We start from the raw sequence: 21,508 nt of genomic DNA, 5'->3' as shown, positions 1-21,508 counted from the left end.
AGCTTGCTGATTAGGTCATTCCGATCTTTTCTTCTTCGCTTTGGCACGTGCGCGGATTTTGTCCGCATATCCGGCTTTGTTCTCTTGACGTGGTCTGGCAATGGCCAGATCGTTATCAGGGACAGCATGTGTTACAGTGGAGCCTGCTACAACATAAGCACCTTTTCCAATCTTAATCGGGGCGATCAGATTCACGTTGCTGCCAATAAAGGCATCGTCTTCAATTTCTGTAATGGATTTATTATATCCATCATAATTGACCGTTATTGCCCCGCAGCCAATATTTACGTTTGTACCCACCTTGGCATCACCGACATAGCTCAAATGAGACACCTTGGAATGATCTCCAATGGTCGCATTTTTCACCTCAACAAAATCACCAATTTTCACATGTTCGCCAAGCTTCGCGCCTGGACGCAGATAAGCAAACGGCCCCACAGATGTACTGCTTCCCACTTCCGCTTCGTTCAGCACCGAATGTTTTACCGTTGCGCCTGAATGGATAATCGTATTCTGAATCTCAGCCTGCGGACCAATCACACAATCTTCTCCGATTTGTGTTTGACCATGCAGCCATGTGTTCGGGTACAGTACCGTATCGGAACCAATAACAACCTCGCTCCCGATATAGGTAGAAGACGGATCAATGACAGTGACACCATTCAGCATATGCTTTCGAACGATACGCTCACGCATATAGCCCTCAGCTACCGACAAAGCGACTCTGTCGTTAACACCGATGGATTCAGACACATCATCTGTCAAATACGCCTCAACCTGCTCACCTTCACCATGCAAAATACCAATGACATCTGTCAGGTAATATTCCTGCTGTGCATTGGTGTTCGTTACCTTGTCCAGCGCTGCAAACAGCTTGGCATTGTCAAAGCAGTACGTTCCCGTATTGATCTCCCGGACAGCATCTTCCTCAGGTGAACAATCTTTCTGTTCCACGATCTTGAGCACAGCCTCGGAAGCATCACGGATAACTCGTCCATATCCTTTCGGGTCGTCCAACTCAGCGGTCAGTATCGTCGCAGCCGCCCCACGGCTCTCGTGCAGTTGCACCAAGCCCTCTAGCGTTTCTGCTGTGATCAAAGGAGTATCCCCACAAATGACAATGGTTGTACCTTTTTCCTGACCGAGCAAGTCCTTGGCTTGCTTGACAGCATGGCCCGTTCCCAACTGCTCTGCCTGAAGCGCATATTCTGCCGACGGTCCCAAATAAGACTGTACCGCCTCTGCTCCATGACCCACGACGACTACACTTCGGGACACACCGATTTCACGAACCGTGTCGAGCACATGCCCGACCATCGGTTTTCCGCACACCGGATGCAGAACTTTATATAATTTGGATTTCATACGTTTTCCCTGCCCTGCGGCAAGAATGACTGCCAACCTTTCCAACAAGTCCAACCTCCTATCCTGAAAATAACAGTTACCCCTTGGCTAAAACGTTAATTCCCAGATCAGATTTTGCTTAACTTTTCACAATCCTCCTGAAAAATAACGGCGAACCTTTGGTTAATGGCTATTTTTTCAGGCCAGCTTGTGCTGGACATTCATCCCCGGGACGCATCGCTGCCTAGTCCCTGTCTTATGAAAAAGCCGCTTCGGCAGCCCGGATGGCTCCAAGTTGCCTTAAAACTGACTGTTAACTCACTAAAGAATATATCTCATTCCAGACAAAAAGAAAAGAGAGCCACAGTTAGTGGCTCTCTTTTTCTTTTGTACCCCAATCCTGCTTTAGGCGAATTAAGCGCCTTCTTCAATAGCAACTTCTTCATCCACAGCTGCACGTTCGTACTCAGTCAATACAGCAGCTTGGATCTTCTCACGGGTTCCTGAAGATATCGGGTGAGCGATATCGCGAAACTCTCCGTCTGGAGTTCGTTTGCTTGGCATAGCTACGAACATCCCGTTATTACCGTCGATAACTCGGATGTCATGAACAACAAACTCATTATCAATCGTAATGGATGCAATCGCCTTCATTCTTCCTTCTGAGTTCACTCGGCGGAGTCTAACATCCGTAATCTGCATGTGTGTTTCACCACCTTTTTCCAAATAGGACTTGGTGTATACATTCCACACAGCAGTTCGAAATCCTTCTTTTTTTCGGCAATTCGTATCCTAAATTCAGGTAATTTTTTTGAAAAGATTTCTTTTCGACATATTTAGGTATTTTATGATGGATTGTGACAATTTACTGCCCTGTTCACTCATCAAAATAATTGCCCAGCTTGACTGTAATTTGCTTGCTTCGAGAATCGACTGCGGTCAGATTCGCCAGTGAAATATAATCGTGCAGCAGGCGCTCTTCGTTCTCCACCTCGCCTGATTCTACCAGCACACCTACACCGGCCACCTCAGCATCAAACTCAGCCAACAAATCGACCATCCCCTGAATGGTGCCACCGGCCTTCATAAAATCATCTACGATGAGCACACGAGATTTCTCACGCATTGCACGTCTGGATAAAGACATCGTATGCAGGCTCTTTTGTGATCCTGAAACATAATTAATACTTACAGCCGAACCTTCTGTCACCTGATGATCACGCCGTACGAGAACGACTGGCAAATTCAGCTGTGCTCCGGTTGCATAGGCAAGTGGAATACCCTTGGTCTCCACCGTCATAACCACATCAATCTGACGATTGGCAAAAGCGGTCGCGAATATTTTACCAGCTTCGTTCATCATCGCAGGTTGGCCCAGCAAATCGGACAAATACAGGTATCCTCCCGGTAATATGCGGTCAGGCTGCTCCAGTTGCGCACACAGGTCGTTCGCAAACGCAAGCGCATGCTGCTTGGAAAGCCTCGGGATCAGTTTCACGCCCCCTGCCGCTCCCGCCAGCGTCAGAAGCTCGCCAGTGCCCTCATCCTCAAATACTTCCTTGATAATGGCCAGATCCTCGCTTATGGACGACTTAGCTGCCCCGTAGCGATCCGCAAAATGAGTAAGAGGCACCAGCGTATGCGGCCGTGACAACAAAAATTGCGTCATTTCCACCAATCGTGAGCTTCTTTTAAGTTTTTTCACAACAATTCCTCGCGATCTATTCTCCTGCCGCCCGCTTTGTACAGTAAAGCACCGGCGGACTGGCCGGTTGCTGGCGGAATGTAAGTGGTATAGTAAAATCCGAATATTTAATAGTAAATATATCATCTTCGTACGTATTTGTACAACAATTACCACTATAATAAGAAAAAATTATCTAAAATCAGGTCAAAAGTCGTACTGCATACACATCTTTACAAAAACCTCTTAGTCCATTATAAATCCGTGGCACTTTGGCTTCCTTCGATACCAGTCCGAACACCGTAGGTCCACTACCTGACATCAGCACACCGTCTGCTCCTAAGCGGATCATGGAGCTTTTAAGATGCTCTACCTCTGGATACAGCTTTAGTGTTACATCCTCAAGTACATTCCCCAGCGCGTTGCATACTTCGGTAAAAGAAGCGTTACGGATCGCATGCTCCATCTGACGGGCAGACGGGTGGTGCGTAATCTGGTCTGCTTTGACACGACCATACACTTCAGCCGTCGATACATTAATCGGCGGCTTCGCAAGGATCACCCAGCATTGTGGCGGATTCGGAAGTGGCTTGAGCAGTTCTCCGCGTCCGCTCGCTAAAGCTGTACCCCCTGTAATACAGAAAGGTACATCTGAGCCCAGCTCAGCACCCAGCACCCTTAATTCTGCATCCGAAATGCCCAGCTTCCATAGCTTGTTTAGTCCACGCAGCGCTGCGGCAGCATCACTACTTCCACCCGCCAACCCTGCCGCCACCGGGATATGCTTATCCAGATGGATGTGGACGCCCGTAGACACGTTATAACGTTCTTTGATCAGACGCGCAGCCTGAAAAGCCAAGTTCTTTTCATCCAATGGTATGTACCCGGCTTGACTTGAAATAATAATGGTATCACGCGGTAACTCGGACATCGTCAATCGGTCAGATAGATCGACCATGGTCATAATCATTTCGACCTCGTGATAACCATCGTCCCGCTTACGTAGAACATCAAGCATTAAATTGATTTTCGCCGGTGCTTTTTCATATATTTTCAAGGCGTTCACCCACCTTCAACTTTTCCCTCAAGACAGCTTAACATATTATATCAGACTCAGCGTGTCAAGTCATGAGGTTCAAAAAAGCGGAGATGACCCGGTCTAATCCCGGATATCCCCGCTTTTCATCAGCACCACCGTTGGCTACGATTTGCGGGAAGCTGCCTGCTCGGCAAGTTGGATAGCCCGCTTGACCATATTGCCCGCATCCTTGGCTTTAATGCCTCCCCAGCCTTCTTCCTTGACCGTGTCGTAAAACCCAAGATCTTTGGCCAACTCGTACTTTAGCTCCTCCGACATGACACTCCGTCTTCTTCGGCTCATACATACGCCTCCTTCGGCAATGGAATAAGGAAGATCATTCCCGGCTTAGTATGTGCAGAGATGTCATGCTTCATCCTGCTCTGTATATACAAAACGGCCCCGTCATTTGAAATGACGAAGCCGTCGTTAAACCTGCAAAGCTGGTATAAATCACGAAATTAATTAAGGTGTTTCAAAATATTCGACTACACTTGTATGGGAGTCGGGATCATATACGCTGACTTCCACCGACTCGGTAAGAATGTCAGCATAGCTGTAGGAGACACGTTTAAACGTCTGTTGCTCCTGATCCAGCTTGACGATAAAAACAGAAGGGTACGTTTCTTCCAAGACACCAGTTCGTTCGACGGTCTTACGGCGTCCGCCGTTAGCCCGCAGCAAAATTTTTTGCCCTACATGTGCGTCGAGACTGCGTTTGATTTCCAACAGCGTATTTTTAGCCATTGCCTAACGACCACCTCTTTCCTTGTCCATTATAACGAATTTTAGAGGGATTGTCAAATCAAGCTAAATATTATAGCAACACGAAAAATAAGTTGTCAATTTTTTTTTTTGCGAACAGGAATAATTTATAAAAAAATGACAAAAAGCCTCTGAAAGCAGAGGCTTTTTGTTCAGATTAATCCTATTGGCACATTTGAATCCTAGATTGCGGAAGGCGTTACTTTAAGCGTAGACAAATTTTCAAGCTTCGGCAGGCCGATGCGATAGCTTCCCCTAGTTTCAATTCCACCCACTCCGCGACTGCCGCTGATTGTCTGGTGAAACAGGTCTCCCATGTTGACCGTATCACGGATCGAAGTAAAGGCCGCCTTGGCAGCCACGTAAACGGGGTCCAGCGCGTGAATCAGGATACGCCCTGGTGAGCTGGCGAAGTTCGCTCCCGCACGTAGCAGCGCCTCAAAATGGGACTGGCACGCCCCCGCTACAATCGTCAGCGAATCCAGATGACGTTCATATTGTCTTGCTACCTGAATCGCCGCCACAAAATTTTGCGAATTTTTATAACTTTTCAAGCTGTACAAATCGTAAGGCTGTGGCTGCTTCAGCACACCGTCATGTCCGGTAATGACTACGATATCCGGACGGATACGGGGAAGCAATCGGTACAACGTGTCCGCCATTGCCGATTCGTGAACGTGATGTCCCTCTGCAGGAACACGGAGCTGTTCATATAAACTGAGACATTTTTTCAAATAGCCGGGATCTCCATCCAGATGAAGAACCTTTCCCGGCATTTCAAAATACGTTGACTCGACCGGATCACTCCAGTCCCCAACCAGAGCTGCCTGACTACGAGCAGCTTGCTGCTGGCGTGCCCGTTGCAACAGATTAAGAGACTCACCAGCCTTAATGTGGGCCTGCTGAGTCTTACCGCTAATCTGGTCTGCAGGCACTCTGACCAGATCGTTCACCGGGGAATCGGCCAGCAGCCGAAATTCTATTCCCTTAATGATCGCTTTATCCCGCTGGATGTCCTCAACACGAAACGTGACATCTCCGCCGTACGATTTCCGAACGACCAAGTCTCCTAAACTCATCACACTGTATCACCCCTCCTATATCGTATGGGTGAATGCACAGTTTGGTTCCAGCTTAGGATATACCTGCCTCCAACAGCACAGCGCTGAGACGCGCAAATTCCTCAATACTTAGCGTTTCTCCTCGACGGGAGGGTACAATACCAGCTTGTTGCAACAACGGCTCCAGCGTGTCCCTGTTCTCTTTGGTGAAGAAACGGCTTTTTAAGTTATTGGAAATGGTTTTACGACGCTGGGCAAAAGCAGCATGAACCACTTCAAAGAAATGCTTCTCATCCACCACTTCCACTGGAGGGGCTTCCCGTACACGCAACCGGATGACTGCAGACTCCACATTCGGCTGGGGAATAAATACTGTATTCGGCACAATACAGACTAATTCAGGTTCGCTGTAATATTGGACCGCAATGCTCAGGCTACCGTAATCCTTCGTACCAGGAGACGCAGCCATGCGCTCAGCCACTTCTTTTTGGATCATAACAACGATATTCTCCAAAGGGAGCTTGTCCTCCAGCAGCCTCATCAGAATCGGTGTAGTAACGTAGTACGGTAGATTAGCCACGACACTTACTTTGCTCACTTCTGCAAAATCGGCTGCGAACACCTCGCGCAAATCCAGCTTCAACACGTCTCCATGACGTACCTTCACATGCTCGTAAGGGGCCAACACTTCCTCGAGAATTGGCAGTAGCCGCTGGTCAATCTCGACAGCGGTAACTGCCTTGGCCGATTGTGCCAGCTTCTCGGTCAAAGCACCAATCCCAGGACCGATCTCAAGTGCGCCCTTCGTCTCATCCAATCCGGCAGCATTTACAATCTTATTGAGAATATTCTGATCAATCAGGAAATTTTGTCCCAAACTCTTTTTGAACGAAAAACCGTGCCGTTGAATAATGTCCTTCGTACGCCGCGGTGTTGCTATATCTTGAATCCCTGTCATACGGATATCACAATCCTTCACTTTCAATTTGTGCCAGCGCCCCGGCAAATTCCTCGCGGCTGATCTGAAATACAGAGAGCCGTTTATGTAGCTGCTTTCCGTTACAATAACCAATACCCAGCACATTCCCTAAGGCCATACGGCGTGCAGCAGCATTGGGGTGGGTGATGAGTCCAGCATCAATCAGGTCCGCCCACTCAATCAGCGGGTCGGCACCTTCCACTGTCGTATGGACCCGTGCAAGAGCGTGTCTGATCGCTTCCGGTGAGGCATTCTCCACGCCAATATCTCCTTTGCGCGTTGCTTCTGCCTCGGGTATAAAGGCCTGCTTGCAGCCAGGTACCTTGGAAGCGATAATCTTACGGATGCGCTCCCCTGCATGATCGGGATCGGTTAAAATGATGACCCCCCGCCGCTCCTGCGCCAATGCAATTTTACGCAGCGTCATTTTATTAATGGCTGAGCCGCCAGTTTCTATCGTATCCGCTTCAACAGCGCGGCGAATGGCCACCGTATCATCCCGGCCCTCTACCACGATCACTTCCTTGATCATTTGCGTTTCCCTCCACTGCTACACAGCAAGCTATATTTATCTTTCCCTGCTTTTGAAAACAAAATAAGAAGAGGATATCCTCTTCTTAGCATGGCATAACTATGTTGTTAATACTATCGCATTGCCCTCAACATACACAACCTGTTTTAGTTGATTTCTGGCTTTACGGGTCCGATAACATATACGGTTTTACCGTGCTTACGACCAAATTGGTTGGCTCGGCTTAAACTCTCATAATACACATCGATTTTGTGGCCTTTAATCGCGCCACCGGTATCCTCCGCACGGCGGAAGCCCACCCCTTCGATATACACCCACCAGCCGATTGGGATTACACTCGGATCGACAGCGATGGTGCGTCCTTCCGTGACACGCGTGCCGGATGCAGTACGTGTACCGATCCCTGGCTCCTGTGAGGAATACGCCGTCATGGAGACGTTTTGTAAAACTTTGCTATATTTAAAATTGACGCCTGCTTTACGGACAGCACTGCCCGAACTAACCGTTGTTGCCTTAACCGCATCATTGGGACCGACGGAAGCAGCAAGAACGACCGGTTTTTTCTTCGTTCCTACAGCAATGACCTTATCCACACGGTTCTGTGCAACTTCCTTGTTAACCAGCTGTTTGGATACCAACTTTCCATCATGGTATACCTTTTGAACGTGCTGGACTACCACACCCGATTTGCCGCTTTGAATGACCCGATTATCGCCTTTATAAAGACTCGGATCGGCCGTTTTGATGACCTGATAAGGCACCTGTTTTTTCTGTTCGACCTGCTGTTTCTTCACACGGACGATTTTTATGTCCATGTTAGACGAAACAGAGGCGTCCAACGCAGGATAAACTTTATCCGTTGACGATAATTTATAGCCCGAGGTACGAATGGCACCTTCTACTGTATTTTCTGTTGTGTACAGCTTTTTCGTCTCATTGCCTGAAGATACTTTAACTTGATTGGCACGTTTAATGACTACGCGATCCCCATCCTGTACTGCTCCATTTAGCGGCATGGAAACTGTATCATGCGGCTGAAGTGAAATGGAATGCTCGCTCAGCAAATCTTGAAGCTTGGATTCCCGGGTTTCTACCGCAGATGCCTTGCCATCGATGACAAAAAAGACTTGTTTTTTAGATTGCGTGTACATCAGAATTGAAATCATAATCGTTAGCGCGATTAGAAAAATAGCAACCAAGGCAGCCTGGCGCACATTCTCTTGCTTCCAACGTAATACGTAAGACATGCTGGATGAGCGTGACTCATGGGTCTCCTCTTTTTGGAAAATGCCCATTTCCTCCGTCCTCCTTACATAGCCCGCCGTCTGGAGTAAGACATAGTTGAGATTTGACGTGACTATAACAGATTTTCTACAAGACAAGCCCAAACTGCGACTGTCCTGCACCATGTACCCGTCTTCGCGGCATGCTGTCCTCCCCTGTTTAACCACAGTATGATGACAGATTTTCTTTTATTCACAACAAAAAAAGCCAGAGAAAGAGACTAGAGAGCTCTTTCGTGGCTTCCGGCATGTGTGAATATGCGGGAAAACTCATGCACGAGATGGCTTCTCTCTTGTTACGCTTACGGGGTTAGCTGTCGGGTTCGGACGTAGAGAGTCGCCCTAGCTTGGGTCAACCGCTCATGGCGGTCGCCTTCACATTCACCCCGAAGACCCAGAAAGAAATCGAAATACGGCTCCTCCACCTATTCAATCCCATCCGGGAAAAGAATTTCGGTCGAGCCGGCTGGCGGAAGAGACGTTCCCTTCTTGCACATACGCCGGACGTAATGTAAGCCATATCGGTTCCCCCGTTCCCTGTAAAAGGGACTCAGCGAGACTGGTTCATGAAATGACTTGTTGATGTTTACATTCAAACAACAATTCACTGAAAAGATGATATCCTGTTTCTATGCATGTTGTAAAGCAGGTTTCAAGTACATTTTTCAAAATATTCGGTTAAAATATTGTAATATTCTCGAGTTTCCTGCAACAAATTCATGATTAGCTTCGTCTATCTCTTTATTTTAATCGATTTCTTCACTTTTTCATTGAATGTCAAATCGTTCCAAGGCATTTTGGGTCGTTATTGACACTAATTCCTCCACTGTAATTCCCTTGATTTGGGCTGCAGCCTCTGCTACCAGTCTCACATGTGCGGACTCATTTCGCTTCCCGCGGAACGGATGCGGCGTCAGGTAGGGAGCGTCCGTTTCAATGAGTAGACGATCCAGCGGCACCTGTGCGAGCACCTCTTTTGGCTGCTTGGCATTTTTGAACGTTATTGGACCACCGAAGGAAAGGTGAAATCCCATATCCAGCACCATTTTGGCTGTCTCCCAGCTACCCGAAAAGGAGTGCATGACTCCGCCAATCTCACTCGCTTTTTCCTCGCGCAAAATCCTAACAATATCTTCATGCGCATCCCGGTTATGGATAACAATGGGCATTTTGAGCTCACGAGCCAGACCAATTTGATTTCGAAACACCCGATGCTGAACATCCTTCGGTGATGTATCCCAATAATAATCCAGACCGATCTCTCCGATGGCTACAACCTTCTTATGACTGCATAACGATGCAATCCATTCTAAATCGCCCTCCTGCATTGTAATAGCATCCTGAGGATGCCATCCAACTGCCGCATAAATAAAATCATACGTCTCGGCCAATTTCATGGTGGATGGAATGGTCTCACGATTAAATCCGATATTGATCATCCGTGTTACTCCTGATTCGACAGCACGTGCTATAACTTCTTCACGATCTTCGTCAAATTGTGGCGCATCCAAGTGAGTATGAGTGTCGAATAAATCCAAGGTTTACATCTCCTTTTTTTACTTACATTTCTATATAGTTGTCTATTCTTTGACAAAATAATTCCTTATTTCGGCAGGAAGCCTGTCTTTTACCGCGTTCAATTTATTCTGGGGAAAATACATATGATATTTTCCTCGGTGAATACCACTTATTGAGCGCACAATTTCCGAAACTTCGGATATTTCACTCACCTCGCCCTGACGTCCAAGCAGTAAAATCTGGTTGTCCGTCGAGCCACCCTGCCGAAACACATCATAAGGAAGATCTGTCGGAAAATCAATTTCAAAATCATATTCAGGGTGTAAACCAGCCTCTTTCAAAGCTTCTCTAATACTGTCAATGGTATCTGTATCCATATTTTCAATCTCTACATATTTATACAATCTACGGTCCATAAACCGGCTGCTCAAATCACTTAAAATCTCGTCCTTTTCTCGTTTCCACTGGCTAAATACGGTCTGGATTAATGACTCGTCGAGCATCAGATATTGCTCTACTGTAAGCTCTCCTTTCAACAAATCCGGCAGCGGGTCCAGCAAAAAACCAAACTCATATCCGTTTTTAAACAATTCCTTTGCTCGCTTGAAAATTTTACGTAAAAGGATTTCCGAGCTGCGTGTTACAGGATGAAAATAAATTTGCCAATACATCTGATAGCGTGACATTAAATAATCTTCTACTGCATGCATGCCTGATTCCTTCACAACAATTCTCCCATTATGAGGACGCAGCAGTCGTAAAATACGATCCAAATCAATCGTGCCGTAGTTGACACCTGTCGAATGAGCATCCCGCAACAAATAATCCATACGGTCGGCATCTAGCGGACTGGTTACCAAATTGACAACAATCGGCTTATCATACGTTTTGGCTATAACCGCAGCCACCTTTTGTGGAAGCTTGTCGTCGACTTGCCGTAGCACGGCGTTGATCTTCGTGTCTCCCAGTACAATGCGGCATGTCCAATCCTCATGATTCATATGAAAGGCTTCCTCAATTGAATGAGAAAATGGGCCATGCCCCACATCATGCAATAGGGCTGCACACAGAGCAACCAGCCTTTCCTCCTTCGGCCAATCTGGGAAATCTCCACGTTCAAATTGAGAAATAATACGTCTCGTAATCTCATATACGCCCAATGAATGTGAAAAACGGCTATGCTCCGCTCCATGAAACGTAAGATACGATGTGCCTAACTGCCGTATGCGCCGTAAACGTTGGAACTCCGGCGTGTTGATCAACCGCCATATCACAGTATCCTGAACATGGATGTAATTATGTACCGGGTCTTTAAAAACTTTTTCTTCACTGAGTGGCTGGTGCAAGATATCAGCTCCTTTAATATTCGGAATAATGGATTAAAATACAATAAAATCCTAAATGATTCCCCTCATTCGACATTCTTTGTCGTAATATGTCGAATTATAGTTTTTCGACATTTCCAAATCGACAAACTGAATAAATCATCAATAAGATAAGGCAATACACATGAGTAAAGCTCTTTAATCTAAATACTTTTGCATAATCAGACTGTTACTACATTTTTAAGGTTGACTGTTTTGGGAATCGTTGGTATAGTAAATATCAGAAAAGAGAAAATTTTGTCGAATCATGACACTTATATTATTTTAAACGGCGAGAGGAGCCTGATTTATTATGATGAAATCCACTGGTATTGTAAGAAAAGTTGACGAGCTCGGACGTGTTGTTATTCCAATCGAATTGCGCCGTACCCTGGGAATCGGAGAGAAAGACGCTTTGGAAATTTATGTTGATGGCGAACGCATCATGCTTAAAAAATACGAGCCAGCTTGTATCTTCTGCGGCAATGCTGAGAACGTAATTTACTTCAAAGGAAAAATTGTTTGCCAAGATTGCATTTCTGAAATCCCAACACCTGTGACAAACTGAGAATTTTAGTATATAATAGACTTATCAGATATTGTTAATTCTAACCTTTTTCATATATACTCCTTGTTGCCTTCCACGGTTTGAACCCAACCGTTGGAAGGCCCTTTTTTGTTTAGACAGATATTCACAAGAGTGCGTTGTAAACATCTCTCTTGGAGATTGAACGATCTGTGGCTGTACGCTTCATTGCATCCTTGCGTGTAAGTCCCTCTGCCTCGTAATGTGCAACGTGGGACTCCAAAGATAAGGACTGCCACCACGCCTGACGTTCCTGTTCCTCTTCCTCTTCGTCTTTTCCTTCAACCACCAGGCAATATTCACCAATCGGCGGATTCTCCTCTAGTTTGGCAAGGCATTGCTCCACGGTTCCTCGCACCCATTCCTCATGCAGCTTGGTCAGCTCACGCGCGAGCACCACTTTGCGTGAACCTAATGTTTCCTTCAACACCATCAATGTCTTCACAATGCGATGAGGCGATTCATAAAAAATAATTGTGCCGTGAGATACCTGAAACGATAGCAACAGCTTCTCTAGGTCCTTTTTCTCCCGTGGTGGAAAGCCAGCGAAGGTGAACCTTTCTGTATCCAGTCCTGAAGCAATTAAAGCCGATAGTGCTGCATTTGCTCCTGGGATAGGAATGACGCTAATTTCCGCTTCCAGTGCCAGTTTGACCAGATCCGAACCAGGGTCTGAAATGGCCGGTAGACCTGCATCGCTAACCAGTGCCAAATTTTTTCCTTCTATTATATAACGTATCAGTTCAGGCCCACTGGCAGCCTTATTATGTTCATGATAACTGAAGAGCATATCCGGTGTAATTTCGAAATGGGTAAGCAGTTTGCGTGTCTGCCGCGTATCTTCGGCAGCGATAATGCTACATGATTTCAAGGTGTTAATCGCCCTAAAGGTCATATCGTCCAAATTCCCAATGGGTGTTGCAACAAGATACAACTTTCCCCGTTCTTCTTCGCTGGTACTAAAGCTTTTTTGTACAGCTGCTTTCACACAGAATCCCCCTTGCTTACTTCTCCATAAATATCTCTTATTTCCTGAGTATAATTCCCATTTTCCTGATATACAATGAGCGGAGGCAACAGACGAACCTCCGGTTTGCCGTCACGTAATGCTTCAACCAGTACCATATTGGCTTCCATATGAACTCTTGGGTGAACAAAACGTATTCGTTTGGGTTCCAAACTATGATTACGCATCAAGGTTATAATCTCACCCAATCGCTGCGGGCGATGAACCATGGATACTTTTCCCCCATTACGGACAAGCCGGGTGGATGCCTGAATGACTTCTTCCAGTGTACAGTTCACTTCATGACGGGCAATTGCCTGGTGAGGATTCAGCTTGATATCGCTACCATTTAGCGGCATATAGGGGGGATTCACGGTAATCGCATCATAAACACCATGTCCCGTGATGTGAACTAGCTCACGTAGGTCCCCTTCCCGAATCTGAATTGCTGCTTCTAATCCATTCAAGCTGACACTACGTCTAGCCATATCTGCCAAGCGTGGTTGAATCTCAATTCCTTCAATAGACGCTTTTGTTCGTGTCGTTAGCAACAACGGGACAACCCCATTGCCAGTACACAGATCCAGAATCTTTCCACGCTGCGGAATACCAGCAAAACGTGCCAGCAAAACCGCGTCCATCGAGAAGCTGAATACTTCATCACTTTGAATAATGCGCAAATTATGTGAAAGTAAATCATCAATTCGTTCAGACTTCTTTTCATTTTCGTTCATAGTGCTCTCCCATCTTTTATAACCAAAATCGCTTTTCACTCATACTTCCTTACAAAAAAGCCGTAGGCATCTTGCTCCTACGGCTTGTTTTTATTTATTCAAAAATGACAGACAGAAGAGGCAATCGCCTTCCGTTCGCAAATGTCCGTAATACACGTTGCATATATGAAATCCTTCATGATACAGCCTTGCTAGATTGTCGTAGCCTTCGCCCACGACCTCACCCGTTTGCCCTTCATCCTTAATGACGATCGGAGGAGGAAGCTTCGGCTTGTTTGCCGTCTTTTCTTCTCCAGAGGTTTCACGTTTGAGCATCTTGCGCACCTGTTCGTTTTCAATCGTTAGTCGTTGATTTTCCTCCAGCAGCTCTTTTACTGCCAGTTTCAATTCACCCAGATCGCTATGCAACTGTCCCATTTGGGTTTCCATTTCGTGAATACGCGCAAAAACATTTAATTTATCCAAGTTTCCACCCCGAAGCAACCTAATGGTTTACTTGACGACTACATCGTCCATTGGAAGTTCCTTGACCTTACTGATCTCAAACAGTTGAACATGCACCGTGCGATGACCTGCATTCACACCTACGACTTTACCTTCCCCCAAAGAGGTGATAACCATCTTACCCACCTGAGGTAGCTCTTCTCGCATGCTTTCGTAGTTATCATGTTCAAACTTGAGACAGCACATCAATCTCCCGCACAACCCGGAAATCTTCGTCGGATTCAGCGACAAACTCTGATCCTTCGCCATCTTAATAGATACCGGCTCAAAATCCCCCAGCCATGAGGAGCAACACAGAATACGTCCACAAGGTCCGATTCCGCCAAGCATTTTAGCCTCATCCCGTACGCCGATCTGCCGCAGCTCGATCCGTGTACGAAAAATACTGGCCAAGTCCTTTACAAGCTCTCGAAAATCCACCCGACCCTCTGCCGTAAAATAAAAAATGATCTTATTGCGGTCAAATGTAAATTCTACATCTACCAGCTTCATTTTAAGGCCATGGTCTTTAATTTTATTTAAACACGTGCCGAATGCATCCTTGGCCGCCAATTTATTCTCTTCTACAACAAGAGCGTCATCATCCCCAGCAATACGAATGACTTTTTTTAAGGGCAGGACAACATCCGAATCATTTACCTCTTTTTTGCCCACTACAACCTTGCCATATTCAATACCGCGCGCGGTCTCTACAATGACGCAGTTTTCTTTCTCCACTGGAAGGTCCAGCGGATCAAAATAATAAGTCTTGCCCGCCTTCTTGAAACGGACACCCACTACACTATACAAAAATTAACCCCCTTGTATGCCACTAAACCTCATTTGAAGCCGACATTGTACGAATGGCCGCAATTGAAGTCTCACTGTCGCACAAACCGGGAACCTGGCGTCGCGGATTGTGCAGAGTGGAACAAGCGCGCCTTCCTGTTAGCCGGTGATAGAACCGCTTGTATCGGACAACCCAATCAGAAGCTGCTCCACGCATAATTGCCCGTTGACGTGAAAACGGAGCTTCTTCCTGCAATTCGCGGCCAAATCCATATAAGAGACCCATTGTTCCGTGCTGCGGGTGATTGCCAATTTGGAGACGGACTCCAAATGATCTATGAAAACAATGCTTTCGTGCCTTCCGTAACGGAAATGAAGCATATCCTTAAACCACAAATGAAACAGATGAAACAGAATATCCAGGTGTTCAGAAAGTCCAGTTTTAAAAATCTTCTGTTGAGCCAGAATAATAGACGAGCTCCCCCGACTCATGGACTCCTTCACTAATTGTAACACTACGTTTCTAATTTCTGCAAACCAATTCTGCTGGAGAATTTCTCTACATGATTCCAGTCCTGAAGCAATATGAACGGCCGACCGGACAAGCCCTGCCGTATAGCCTTCCCCAATTAACGCCTGCATCATCACTTCTGGCTGTAAAGCGTGGAAAGGAACCTGCTGCGTCCGTGATTGAATCGTAGGCAGCAACGCCTGTCCATTTTCAGAAATGAGTATGCCGACCACTGGAATCTGGGGCTCCTCTAGAAATTTAAGTAGGCTATTAGCAGCTTGCACTGTCATGGTATCCGCCTGTCGAATGATATATACCTTCGGATTGGAGCTTTCAGATTTGTAAGAAAATATACGTTGAAGCCCGCGAATCTGATCAATTTTAATCGTAGCTCCATCCGGCTCTACAATATGCAAATCTGGATGATTCCCGTGCTCTACCTTACGGCATGACAAGCACTCCCCACATGCATCATCCGTCTGTCGCTCACAAAATAAAGCCTTAGCAAAGATCTGCGCCATGTTCATCTGCCCACTTCCTGGCGGCCCGCTAAAAACATAGGCATGGTTGACCGTATGATTCCGCAGTGCACTTTGCAGCATTTTTTTGGCTACATCCTGGCCCATTATATGTTGAAAAGACATATTTCCTCACTTTCTCCACTGAAAACAACTGTGATCCCTCAGCAAACCGTTGTTCTTCCGGGCAAACTTTGTTGCTGTCTTCATGATTCCAACTTCAAATCCTTGTTTTTGGGGTAACTGCTGCTATTTCCGTATCACGTCTGCCCACATATACATAGTCAAAAATAATCTGCCAGCATGATCAGCAAGCAGATTATTTCTTCGTGGCAACAGCCCGTCTGTATTCATTTATAACATAAGTCTGCATTAAAATGAGAGATTAATTAGCAATCCTCTAATCTCACCGACCCCTTGCAAAAGCTCAATCTTGCCTTGTTCGGTTTCGAGCAGCTCATCCGCCATTTTGAGCAACAGCTCATCCACTTCATCAATCAGCTTATAACGTTTGCTGCGTCCCCGGCGATCCCAGCCCTTTGTGTCCTTCATGGACACGCCTCGCCGAACTGTATCTTCCAAAAACCGTTTAACCAGCATCTTATAAGCCTTCAGCTCACGAATCGTCATTGAACGTGCAAGACGATCTCCCTGCATTTGTATTTCCTTAAAGCGCCGATTCAATTCCTCCTGCGAAGCCTGCTCCCCATTTTGCTGCATAACGTCGGAGAAGCTCTTGGGCTGAATTGGCTTTGCACTCATTTCATTTGTAGACAATGTACTTTGTAAAGGGCGATAGCCCGGATTTATTTTCATATAAACCTGCTTTCTCCCCGGATGCTTCCACTCTCCCCCTTCATGAACAGTTCAAACTAGAACTCAGGGTTTCTTCGGCTTTCCGGGGACTGCGCTGTAGCGCTGCCGTTTTAGTGGATCTGCCCTCACTCCCATCATGTGAGAAGATACAGGCGATTCCCCTATCATATCGGCAGAATAGGTCCTATTGTGTAGATTCAGAAATGCTCGAAACGGTCTACAGGCATCACGAATACCGTCGCTCCACCCACCTGCACTTCAACAGGTAACGGTAAATAGGAATCCGTCGTCCCGCTCATAGGGGTAACGGGTGTGACCAGCTGTTCACGAACCTTGCAACTGCTGCGAATGACATTCATTAATGAGTCCACCTGATTGTCATCAACACCGATCATAAATGTCGTATTACCTGCACGCAGAAATCCTCCTGTGCTCGCCAATTTGGTAGCACGGAAATTAGCTTTCACCAGTCCGCTGGATAATCTATTACTGTCCTTATCCTGTACAATCGCAATAATCAGCTTCATCCTGTATTCCTCCTTCAAGTCATATTAGAGACAACCTTGTCCCTAGCTCAATTTTACCGTATATCCTTCGACAATTATATGCTAAAATTCTGAACAAACCGCTTTTTCAGCAAATCCTTCAATACTTGCTCCACCTGTTCTGGCGCCGGAGATGCATCAACAATTGTAATTCGCTCCGGAAATTTGCGAGCCAACTCCAAATATGCCTCTCGCACCTTATGGTGAAACGATATACTCTCCATGTCGAGGCGGTCCATTTCTGCTCCTCGTGACGCATTAATTCTTGCCAATCCCAATTCGGGCTCAATATCCAGATAAAATGTGGCATCCGGCTCCCAATCATCCACCGCGAAGCGATTAATTGAAGCTACCTCTTCAATTCCGACCCCTCTTGCAAATCCTTGATAGACCAAGCTACTATCCACAAAACGATCACATAATACGATAGCTCCCTGTTCAATAGCCGGCTTTACCTTCTCCACCAAATGCTGACGCCGCGCCGCCGCGTATAAAAGTGCCTCTGTTCGAGCATCCATACTTGTATGAGCAGGGTCCAAAATGATAGAGCGAATCTTTTCGGAAATTTCGATGCCACCCGGCTCCCTCGTCGTGATGACTGGATAGCCTTCTTCCTCCATAAACTTCGCCAGCCGTTGAATCATAGTTGTTTTACCGGAGCCGTCTCCCCCCTCCAGTGTGATAAAAATGCCTTTGCGATTCATGTTATTCCCTGCTTTCCTGCCTGAAAAATAAAAGTCACCCACAGGCTACGTATGCTTCTTTTATTCAGTCTTCTGTATTTGTTAAGTCTCTAGTATCTAATCTTTATTGTAAACGGAATACCCGAATTGTAAGCATACCTTCATCTGCTATCCCGTGCCACTTGGCTCCCAGCTCACGTAGACGACTCATCCGCAGTGCAATCGCTTCTGTGATCGTTTCTCCTGTATATAACAGCGGAATACCTGGAGGATACGGGATAATCATTTCAGCCGCTACCCTGCCAGCGGATTCCTCTACAGGCACGGTCTCCATCTGATCCGGGCTAATCGGTCGAAGCCCAAACGGCACCGGACTAGAGTATCCCTTCATTCTATCATTGTTCCACGTGGAAAAATCTAATTCGAGTCTTTGCGGCTCTTTTTCCGTTACCCCCGGCTCACTAGCCGTCTCCTTAAATCTTATATCATTATTTATATGCACAAGAGCCTGCAACAGGTGACTCGCATCCTTAGCTGTAGAGCCTAACGTAAACAATAAAACAACATGTTTTTCGTCGCTCATCTCTGGAGTACATCCATAAGTCTCCAACTCATGCTTGAGTCCAAACCCATCCAGTATCCCCCATGTATCATACAGCACCAATTTAAAAGGATCCTGGGATGAATATTCGCTAGTTCCCTCCTCAGCCCTTTCTAGGACCTCAGAGATTCCCCTGTGAGCGTCTTTCCCCTCTAGTACCTGCTGTGTAGGTTCTAGCAAGCGAAAGCGTGGGAGCTGCTCCAGGCCCTTTCTAAAAGCATCTGCAGCCGCTAAGCCCACTGTAAAAGCATCCGCTCCATACGCCTCTATATACCATCTTGCCAAATCCAGTGAAGCCATTAACGGATAAGAAGGGCTAGAGCTTTGCACCATCGCCAACCGCTGACGAAGCAGTTCCCGATGGATTCTCTCTCCCTGCACATGTAACATGGCCCCCATGGTCATGGCTGGAAGCATTTTATGTGTCGACTGGACGACTACGTCTGCCCCGCAGGATAGCGCAGAGGCTGGCAAACGAGGATGCAACCCAAAATGAGCACCGTGTGCCTCATCTACCAATAGCGGCACATGGGCTGCATGACAGGCCTTAGCCGTTGCCGTCAGGTCATGCCCCATCCCATAGTAATTAGGTAGTGTAAGTAATACCCCTTTAGCCGAAGGATAGGCCTTCAGTGCAGCCTTTATTGTATCCGTCGTTGGGGCAACCGCCAGTCCGCTTAGTGTATCTATTTCCGGATCGAGGAATACCGCGTTAGCCCCTGATAGCATGAGACCGTTCAGGACAGATTTGTGTACGTTTCTCTGTACCAGCAGTAGACCTCCCGGCTCCGTACATACAGTTAAAATCATAGCCAAATTACCGACCGTGCTTCCTCCAATTAGCCAAAAGCTCTCTTCAGCACCAAAGCACTTTGCAGCCAGTCCCTGCCCTTCACGAATCACATCTTCTGGGTGATGCAAATCATCCAGTCCAGTAATTTCTGTCGCATCAATAGACATCACTTCTTGCAACAGAGACGCAATATTTTCATGCTCATATACTTGTCCATTTTTATGACCGGGTACATGGAAAGAAGCATTGCCCTGAGTCCGGTAACGTATTAGAGCTTCCATTAATGGTGCATGTACCGCCTTTTTCCCCATCATTCTGCAATCCTTCCAAACAAAGCTTTATATCTACCTTATTTTATCGTAAAATCAAGCGGAATCCTACTTTTACTCACAGAAAAAAAGGCCCGTATCGACAGACCTTGGAATGCCAATCCTTTAAAGACTAATTAGCAAAGGATATTATGCATTTTTCTGTACCCAGATTTGCTTTAATTGATCAATAAAAAAATGATATTTGGCATCAGTTGCATCCGTGTGCACCATTTCAGCTTCACACGTATCACAGATAAACTCGGAAACGATAAAAATGCCTTCATGCTTGTGCTGTCCGCATATAATGCAGCGGTGGCCGCCTTGATCATGCATATCCATCCCACCTTGTTTCTTTTACTATTAGTATGGGGCACTTTCTACTATTTTAAACCTTTTCATAGCCCAGTTCGACGATATACTCTATATATATTCCTTCTGGGCCATTATGGTGTTTGTACCCCGTATGTTTAAAAAACAGCCGTCTATGCCGATATAATAAGAAAAGCTCTTATGTATGGATACCCTTTCATCGGAGCCCTTGAACACTTCATCAGTGATAGCTTTTCCAGTAATTATAGAGTAGGCTAGCTAACACTGGATGTTGATCATTCTGTATTTCTACAAAAACGATTAAATGCTTATTTAAAGCGGCATGAGCGAAGTACCGTCCCTTTTTCCGGCTGTGGACGGGAAGCCACTTGTGATGCAGTAGATTAATGAAAGGACTGTTCGCATGACAGAGGAAACCGGAACCAAAGCTACCTACTATCACTACAAGCTCATTAAAAAAATCAGTATACCGCGTCAACTAATATGGAGTCACATCACATTACCTATTATTATGCTTCTCTTTCTGCTTCTTGCCTTTTCCTGGACTAGCGTGTTTTTGTTTGCTCTTGCCTTTTTCCTAACCTTATGGGTACACTTCGTAATCTCACGATCTGTCCTATACATTGGTGGCGGAACATCCTTCCGCAAACGCTGGGCATTCCATCGTAAATTACCTTGGCTAGGCTATATGACAGACCAGTATATAGGCTATAGCATCTTTCGTCGTGTGCACATACATACACTCTGGATCGGTGTCTGCTTGTCAGCCGTATTCATTCTCTGGTCTCCACCAGCCTTTACTGTATCCTTACTCTTCTGGCATCTATGGCTTATTGCACCGCGTCTATACATCCTCAGTCGGCTTACAGGCGAGAGAAAAGACGGCATGTTGAAGTTTACCGATGAAGATGCCTCATATTATCAACAGTAAATTCTAACCACTCATTATCCGTACAGATAGAAAATTCAGGTCTGAACTAACCTACAACCATATAGACCGAAGCAATAAAAAAGGAGCAACCTCAACCGGTTACTCCTTTTTTTGTGACTTAACAACTATAATCGTTTTATTCTCTTATCTTATCAAGTAAACTTTTCCTCATCTTTATCCTCGTTATTCATATAGAGCATTTGATCAACATGCAAATATATAAAAGGAAGTCACTCCCTACTCAACGGCAGTTCTGAGTGCTT

The 21,508-nt window shown here is 46.0% G+C and carries 24 protein-coding genes and 1 riboswitch; of the genes, 2 read left to right on the top strand and 22 right to left on the bottom strand.

The features are described from left to right. Positions 1-15: 15 nt before the first annotated feature. From glmU to KAI36_RS00130, 12 genes are all read right to left on the bottom strand, one after another. Positions 16-1,413 carry a bifunctional UDP-N-acetylglucosamine diphosphorylase/glucosamine-1-phosphate N-acetyltransferase GlmU gene (gene glmU / locus KAI36_RS00185; RefSeq protein ID WP_220026525.1) on the bottom strand — a complete coding sequence of 466 codons (1,398 nt, stop codon included), beginning with the start codon at positions 1,411-1,413 and terminating at the stop codon, positions 16-18. A 345-nt stretch (positions 1,414-1,758) separates the two neighbouring features. Then, on the bottom strand, positions 1,759-2,046 hold the full coding sequence (gene spoVG, locus KAI36_RS00180) for a septation regulator SpoVG (RefSeq protein ID WP_007428016.1): 288 nt from the start codon (positions 2,044-2,046) through the stop codon (positions 1,759-1,761). 175 nt (positions 2,047-2,221) lie between these two features. Beyond that, a complete protein-coding gene (gene purR / locus KAI36_RS00175) occupies positions 2,222-3,049 on the bottom strand; it encodes a pur operon repressor (protein ID WP_013308122.1) in 828 nt (275 codons plus the stop codon). A 181-nt stretch (positions 3,050-3,230) separates the two neighbouring features. Then, a complete protein-coding gene (gene ispE, locus KAI36_RS00170) occupies positions 3,231-4,085 on the bottom strand; it encodes a 4-(cytidine 5'-diphospho)-2-C-methyl-D-erythritol kinase (RefSeq protein ID WP_025723213.1) in 855 nt (284 codons plus the stop codon). A 144-nt stretch (positions 4,086-4,229) separates the two neighbouring features. After that, positions 4,230-4,409: a small, acid-soluble spore protein, alpha/beta type gene (locus tag KAI36_RS00165; protein WP_007428013.1), complete on the bottom strand. Its 180-nt coding sequence runs from the start codon at positions 4,407-4,409 to the stop codon at positions 4,230-4,232. 162 nt (positions 4,410-4,571) lie between these two features. Further along, positions 4,572-4,853, bottom strand: coding sequence for a biofilm formation stimulator Veg (gene veg / locus KAI36_RS00160; RefSeq protein ID WP_013308120.1), 282 nt, complete (start codon positions 4,851-4,853; stop codon positions 4,572-4,574). A 200-nt stretch (positions 4,854-5,053) separates the two neighbouring features. Then, positions 5,054-5,950 carry a sporulation peptidase YabG gene (gene yabG / locus KAI36_RS00155; protein ID WP_023986432.1) on the bottom strand — a complete coding sequence of 299 codons (897 nt, stop codon included), beginning with the start codon at positions 5,948-5,950 and terminating at the stop codon, positions 5,054-5,056. 55 nt (positions 5,951-6,005) lie between these two features. Then, positions 6,006-6,890, bottom strand: a complete 885-nt coding sequence (rsmA, locus tag KAI36_RS00150) for a 16S rRNA (adenine(1518)-N(6)/adenine(1519)-N(6))-dimethyltransferase RsmA (RefSeq protein ID WP_220026524.1) — start codon at positions 6,888-6,890, stop codon at positions 6,006-6,008. 7 nt (positions 6,891-6,897) lie between these two features. Further along, complete coding sequence (gene rnmV, locus KAI36_RS00145) at positions 6,898-7,443, bottom strand: ribonuclease M5 (RefSeq protein ID WP_013308117.1); 546 nt, start codon at positions 7,441-7,443, stop codon at positions 6,898-6,900. A 146-nt stretch (positions 7,444-7,589) separates the two neighbouring features. After that, positions 7,590-8,738, bottom strand: coding sequence for a resuscitation-promoting factor (locus KAI36_RS00140; RefSeq protein WP_220026523.1), 1,149 nt, complete (start codon positions 8,736-8,738; stop codon positions 7,590-7,592). A 271-nt stretch (positions 8,739-9,009) separates the two neighbouring features. Next, a riboswitch (cyclic di-AMP (ydaO/yuaA leader) is annotated at positions 9,010-9,292 on the bottom strand. Between the two features lie 201 nt (positions 9,293-9,493). Further along, positions 9,494-10,264 (bottom strand): TatD family hydrolase, encoded by a 771-nt coding sequence (locus KAI36_RS00135; RefSeq protein WP_068938706.1) that lies wholly within the window; start codon positions 10,262-10,264, stop codon positions 9,494-9,496. Positions 10,265-10,306: 42 nt separating this feature from the next. Continuing rightward, positions 10,307-11,590 carry an HD domain-containing protein gene (locus KAI36_RS00130; protein ID WP_023986428.1) on the bottom strand — a complete coding sequence of 428 codons (1,284 nt, stop codon included), beginning with the start codon at positions 11,588-11,590 and terminating at the stop codon, positions 10,307-10,309. A 331-nt stretch (positions 11,591-11,921) separates the two neighbouring features. Here KAI36_RS00130 and KAI36_RS00125 point away from each other — a divergent pair, with 331 nt between their 5' ends. Beyond that, on the top strand, positions 11,922-12,176 hold the full coding sequence (locus KAI36_RS00125; RefSeq protein WP_007428005.1) for an AbrB/MazE/SpoVT family DNA-binding domain-containing protein: 255 nt from the start codon (positions 11,922-11,924) through the stop codon (positions 12,174-12,176). Positions 12,177-12,300: 124 nt separating this feature from the next. Here the strand turns inward: KAI36_RS00125 and rsmI are convergent, their stop codons facing one another. The 10 genes from rsmI to KAI36_RS00075 all read right to left on the bottom strand — a co-directional run bounded on the left by rsmI (position 12,301) and on the right by KAI36_RS00075 (position 20,317). Beyond that, entirely contained in the window at positions 12,301-13,182 is an 882-nt protein-coding gene (gene rsmI / locus KAI36_RS00120) for a 16S rRNA (cytidine(1402)-2'-O)-methyltransferase (protein ID WP_053324314.1), read from the bottom strand. Next, positions 13,179-13,934 carry a tRNA1(Val) (adenine(37)-N6)-methyltransferase gene (locus tag KAI36_RS00115; RefSeq protein WP_220026522.1) on the bottom strand — a complete coding sequence of 252 codons (756 nt, stop codon included), beginning with the start codon at positions 13,932-13,934 and terminating at the stop codon, positions 13,179-13,181. The genes rsmI and KAI36_RS00115 overlap by 4 nt, the downstream gene beginning before the upstream one ends. Positions 13,935-14,024: 90 nt before the next feature. Beyond that, positions 14,025-14,399, bottom strand: coding sequence for a DNA replication initiation control protein YabA (gene yabA, locus KAI36_RS00110; RefSeq protein WP_025722558.1), 375 nt, complete (start codon positions 14,397-14,399; stop codon positions 14,025-14,027). 27 nt (positions 14,400-14,426) lie between these two features. Next, the gene (locus KAI36_RS00105; RefSeq protein ID WP_013308110.1) at positions 14,427-15,227 is read right to left on the bottom strand and encodes a PSP1 domain-containing protein; all 801 of its coding nucleotides are present in this window, start codon (positions 15,225-15,227) and stop codon (positions 14,427-14,429) included. Positions 15,228-15,365: 138 nt separating this feature from the next. Then, positions 15,366-16,361 carry a DNA polymerase III subunit delta' gene (gene holB / locus KAI36_RS00100; protein WP_220026521.1) on the bottom strand — a complete coding sequence of 332 codons (996 nt, stop codon included), beginning with the start codon at positions 16,359-16,361 and terminating at the stop codon, positions 15,366-15,368. Between the two features lie 246 nt (positions 16,362-16,607). Then, complete coding sequence (locus KAI36_RS00095) at positions 16,608-17,051, bottom strand: YaaR family protein (RefSeq protein ID WP_013308108.1); 444 nt, start codon at positions 17,049-17,051, stop codon at positions 16,608-16,610. A gap of 197 nt (positions 17,052-17,248) precedes the next feature. Continuing rightward, complete coding sequence (locus tag KAI36_RS00090; protein WP_007427998.1) at positions 17,249-17,578, bottom strand: cyclic-di-AMP receptor; 330 nt, start codon at positions 17,576-17,578, stop codon at positions 17,249-17,251. A gap of 74 nt (positions 17,579-17,652) precedes the next feature. Beyond that, a complete protein-coding gene (gene tmk / locus KAI36_RS00085; protein ID WP_220026520.1) occupies positions 17,653-18,300 on the bottom strand; it encodes a dTMP kinase in 648 nt (215 codons plus the stop codon). A 103-nt stretch (positions 18,301-18,403) separates the two neighbouring features. Beyond that, a complete protein-coding gene (locus tag KAI36_RS00080) occupies positions 18,404-19,987 on the bottom strand; it encodes an aminotransferase class I/II-fold pyridoxal phosphate-dependent enzyme (RefSeq protein ID WP_220026519.1) in 1,584 nt (527 codons plus the stop codon). 144 nt (positions 19,988-20,131) lie between these two features. Then, complete coding sequence (locus KAI36_RS00075; protein WP_023986422.1) at positions 20,132-20,317, bottom strand: sigma factor G inhibitor Gin; 186 nt, start codon at positions 20,315-20,317, stop codon at positions 20,132-20,134. Positions 20,318-20,717: 400 nt separating this feature from the next. On the opposite strand from KAI36_RS00075, the gene KAI36_RS00070 reads away from it, so the two are divergent. Continuing rightward, the gene (locus tag KAI36_RS00070) at positions 20,718-21,245 is read left to right on the top strand and encodes a hypothetical protein (protein WP_025720154.1); all 528 of its coding nucleotides are present in this window, start codon (positions 20,718-20,720) and stop codon (positions 21,243-21,245) included. Positions 21,246-21,508 lie beyond the last annotated feature (263 nt).

Origin of the sequence: Paenibacillus sp. S02 (assembly GCF_019454065.1) — a bacterium.
GTDB lineage: Bacteria > Bacillota > Bacilli > Paenibacillales > Paenibacillaceae > Paenibacillus > Paenibacillus polymyxa_B.
The sequence above is the reverse complement of the archived record's forward strand: the minus strand, read 5'-3'. Positions and strand labels throughout refer to the sequence as shown.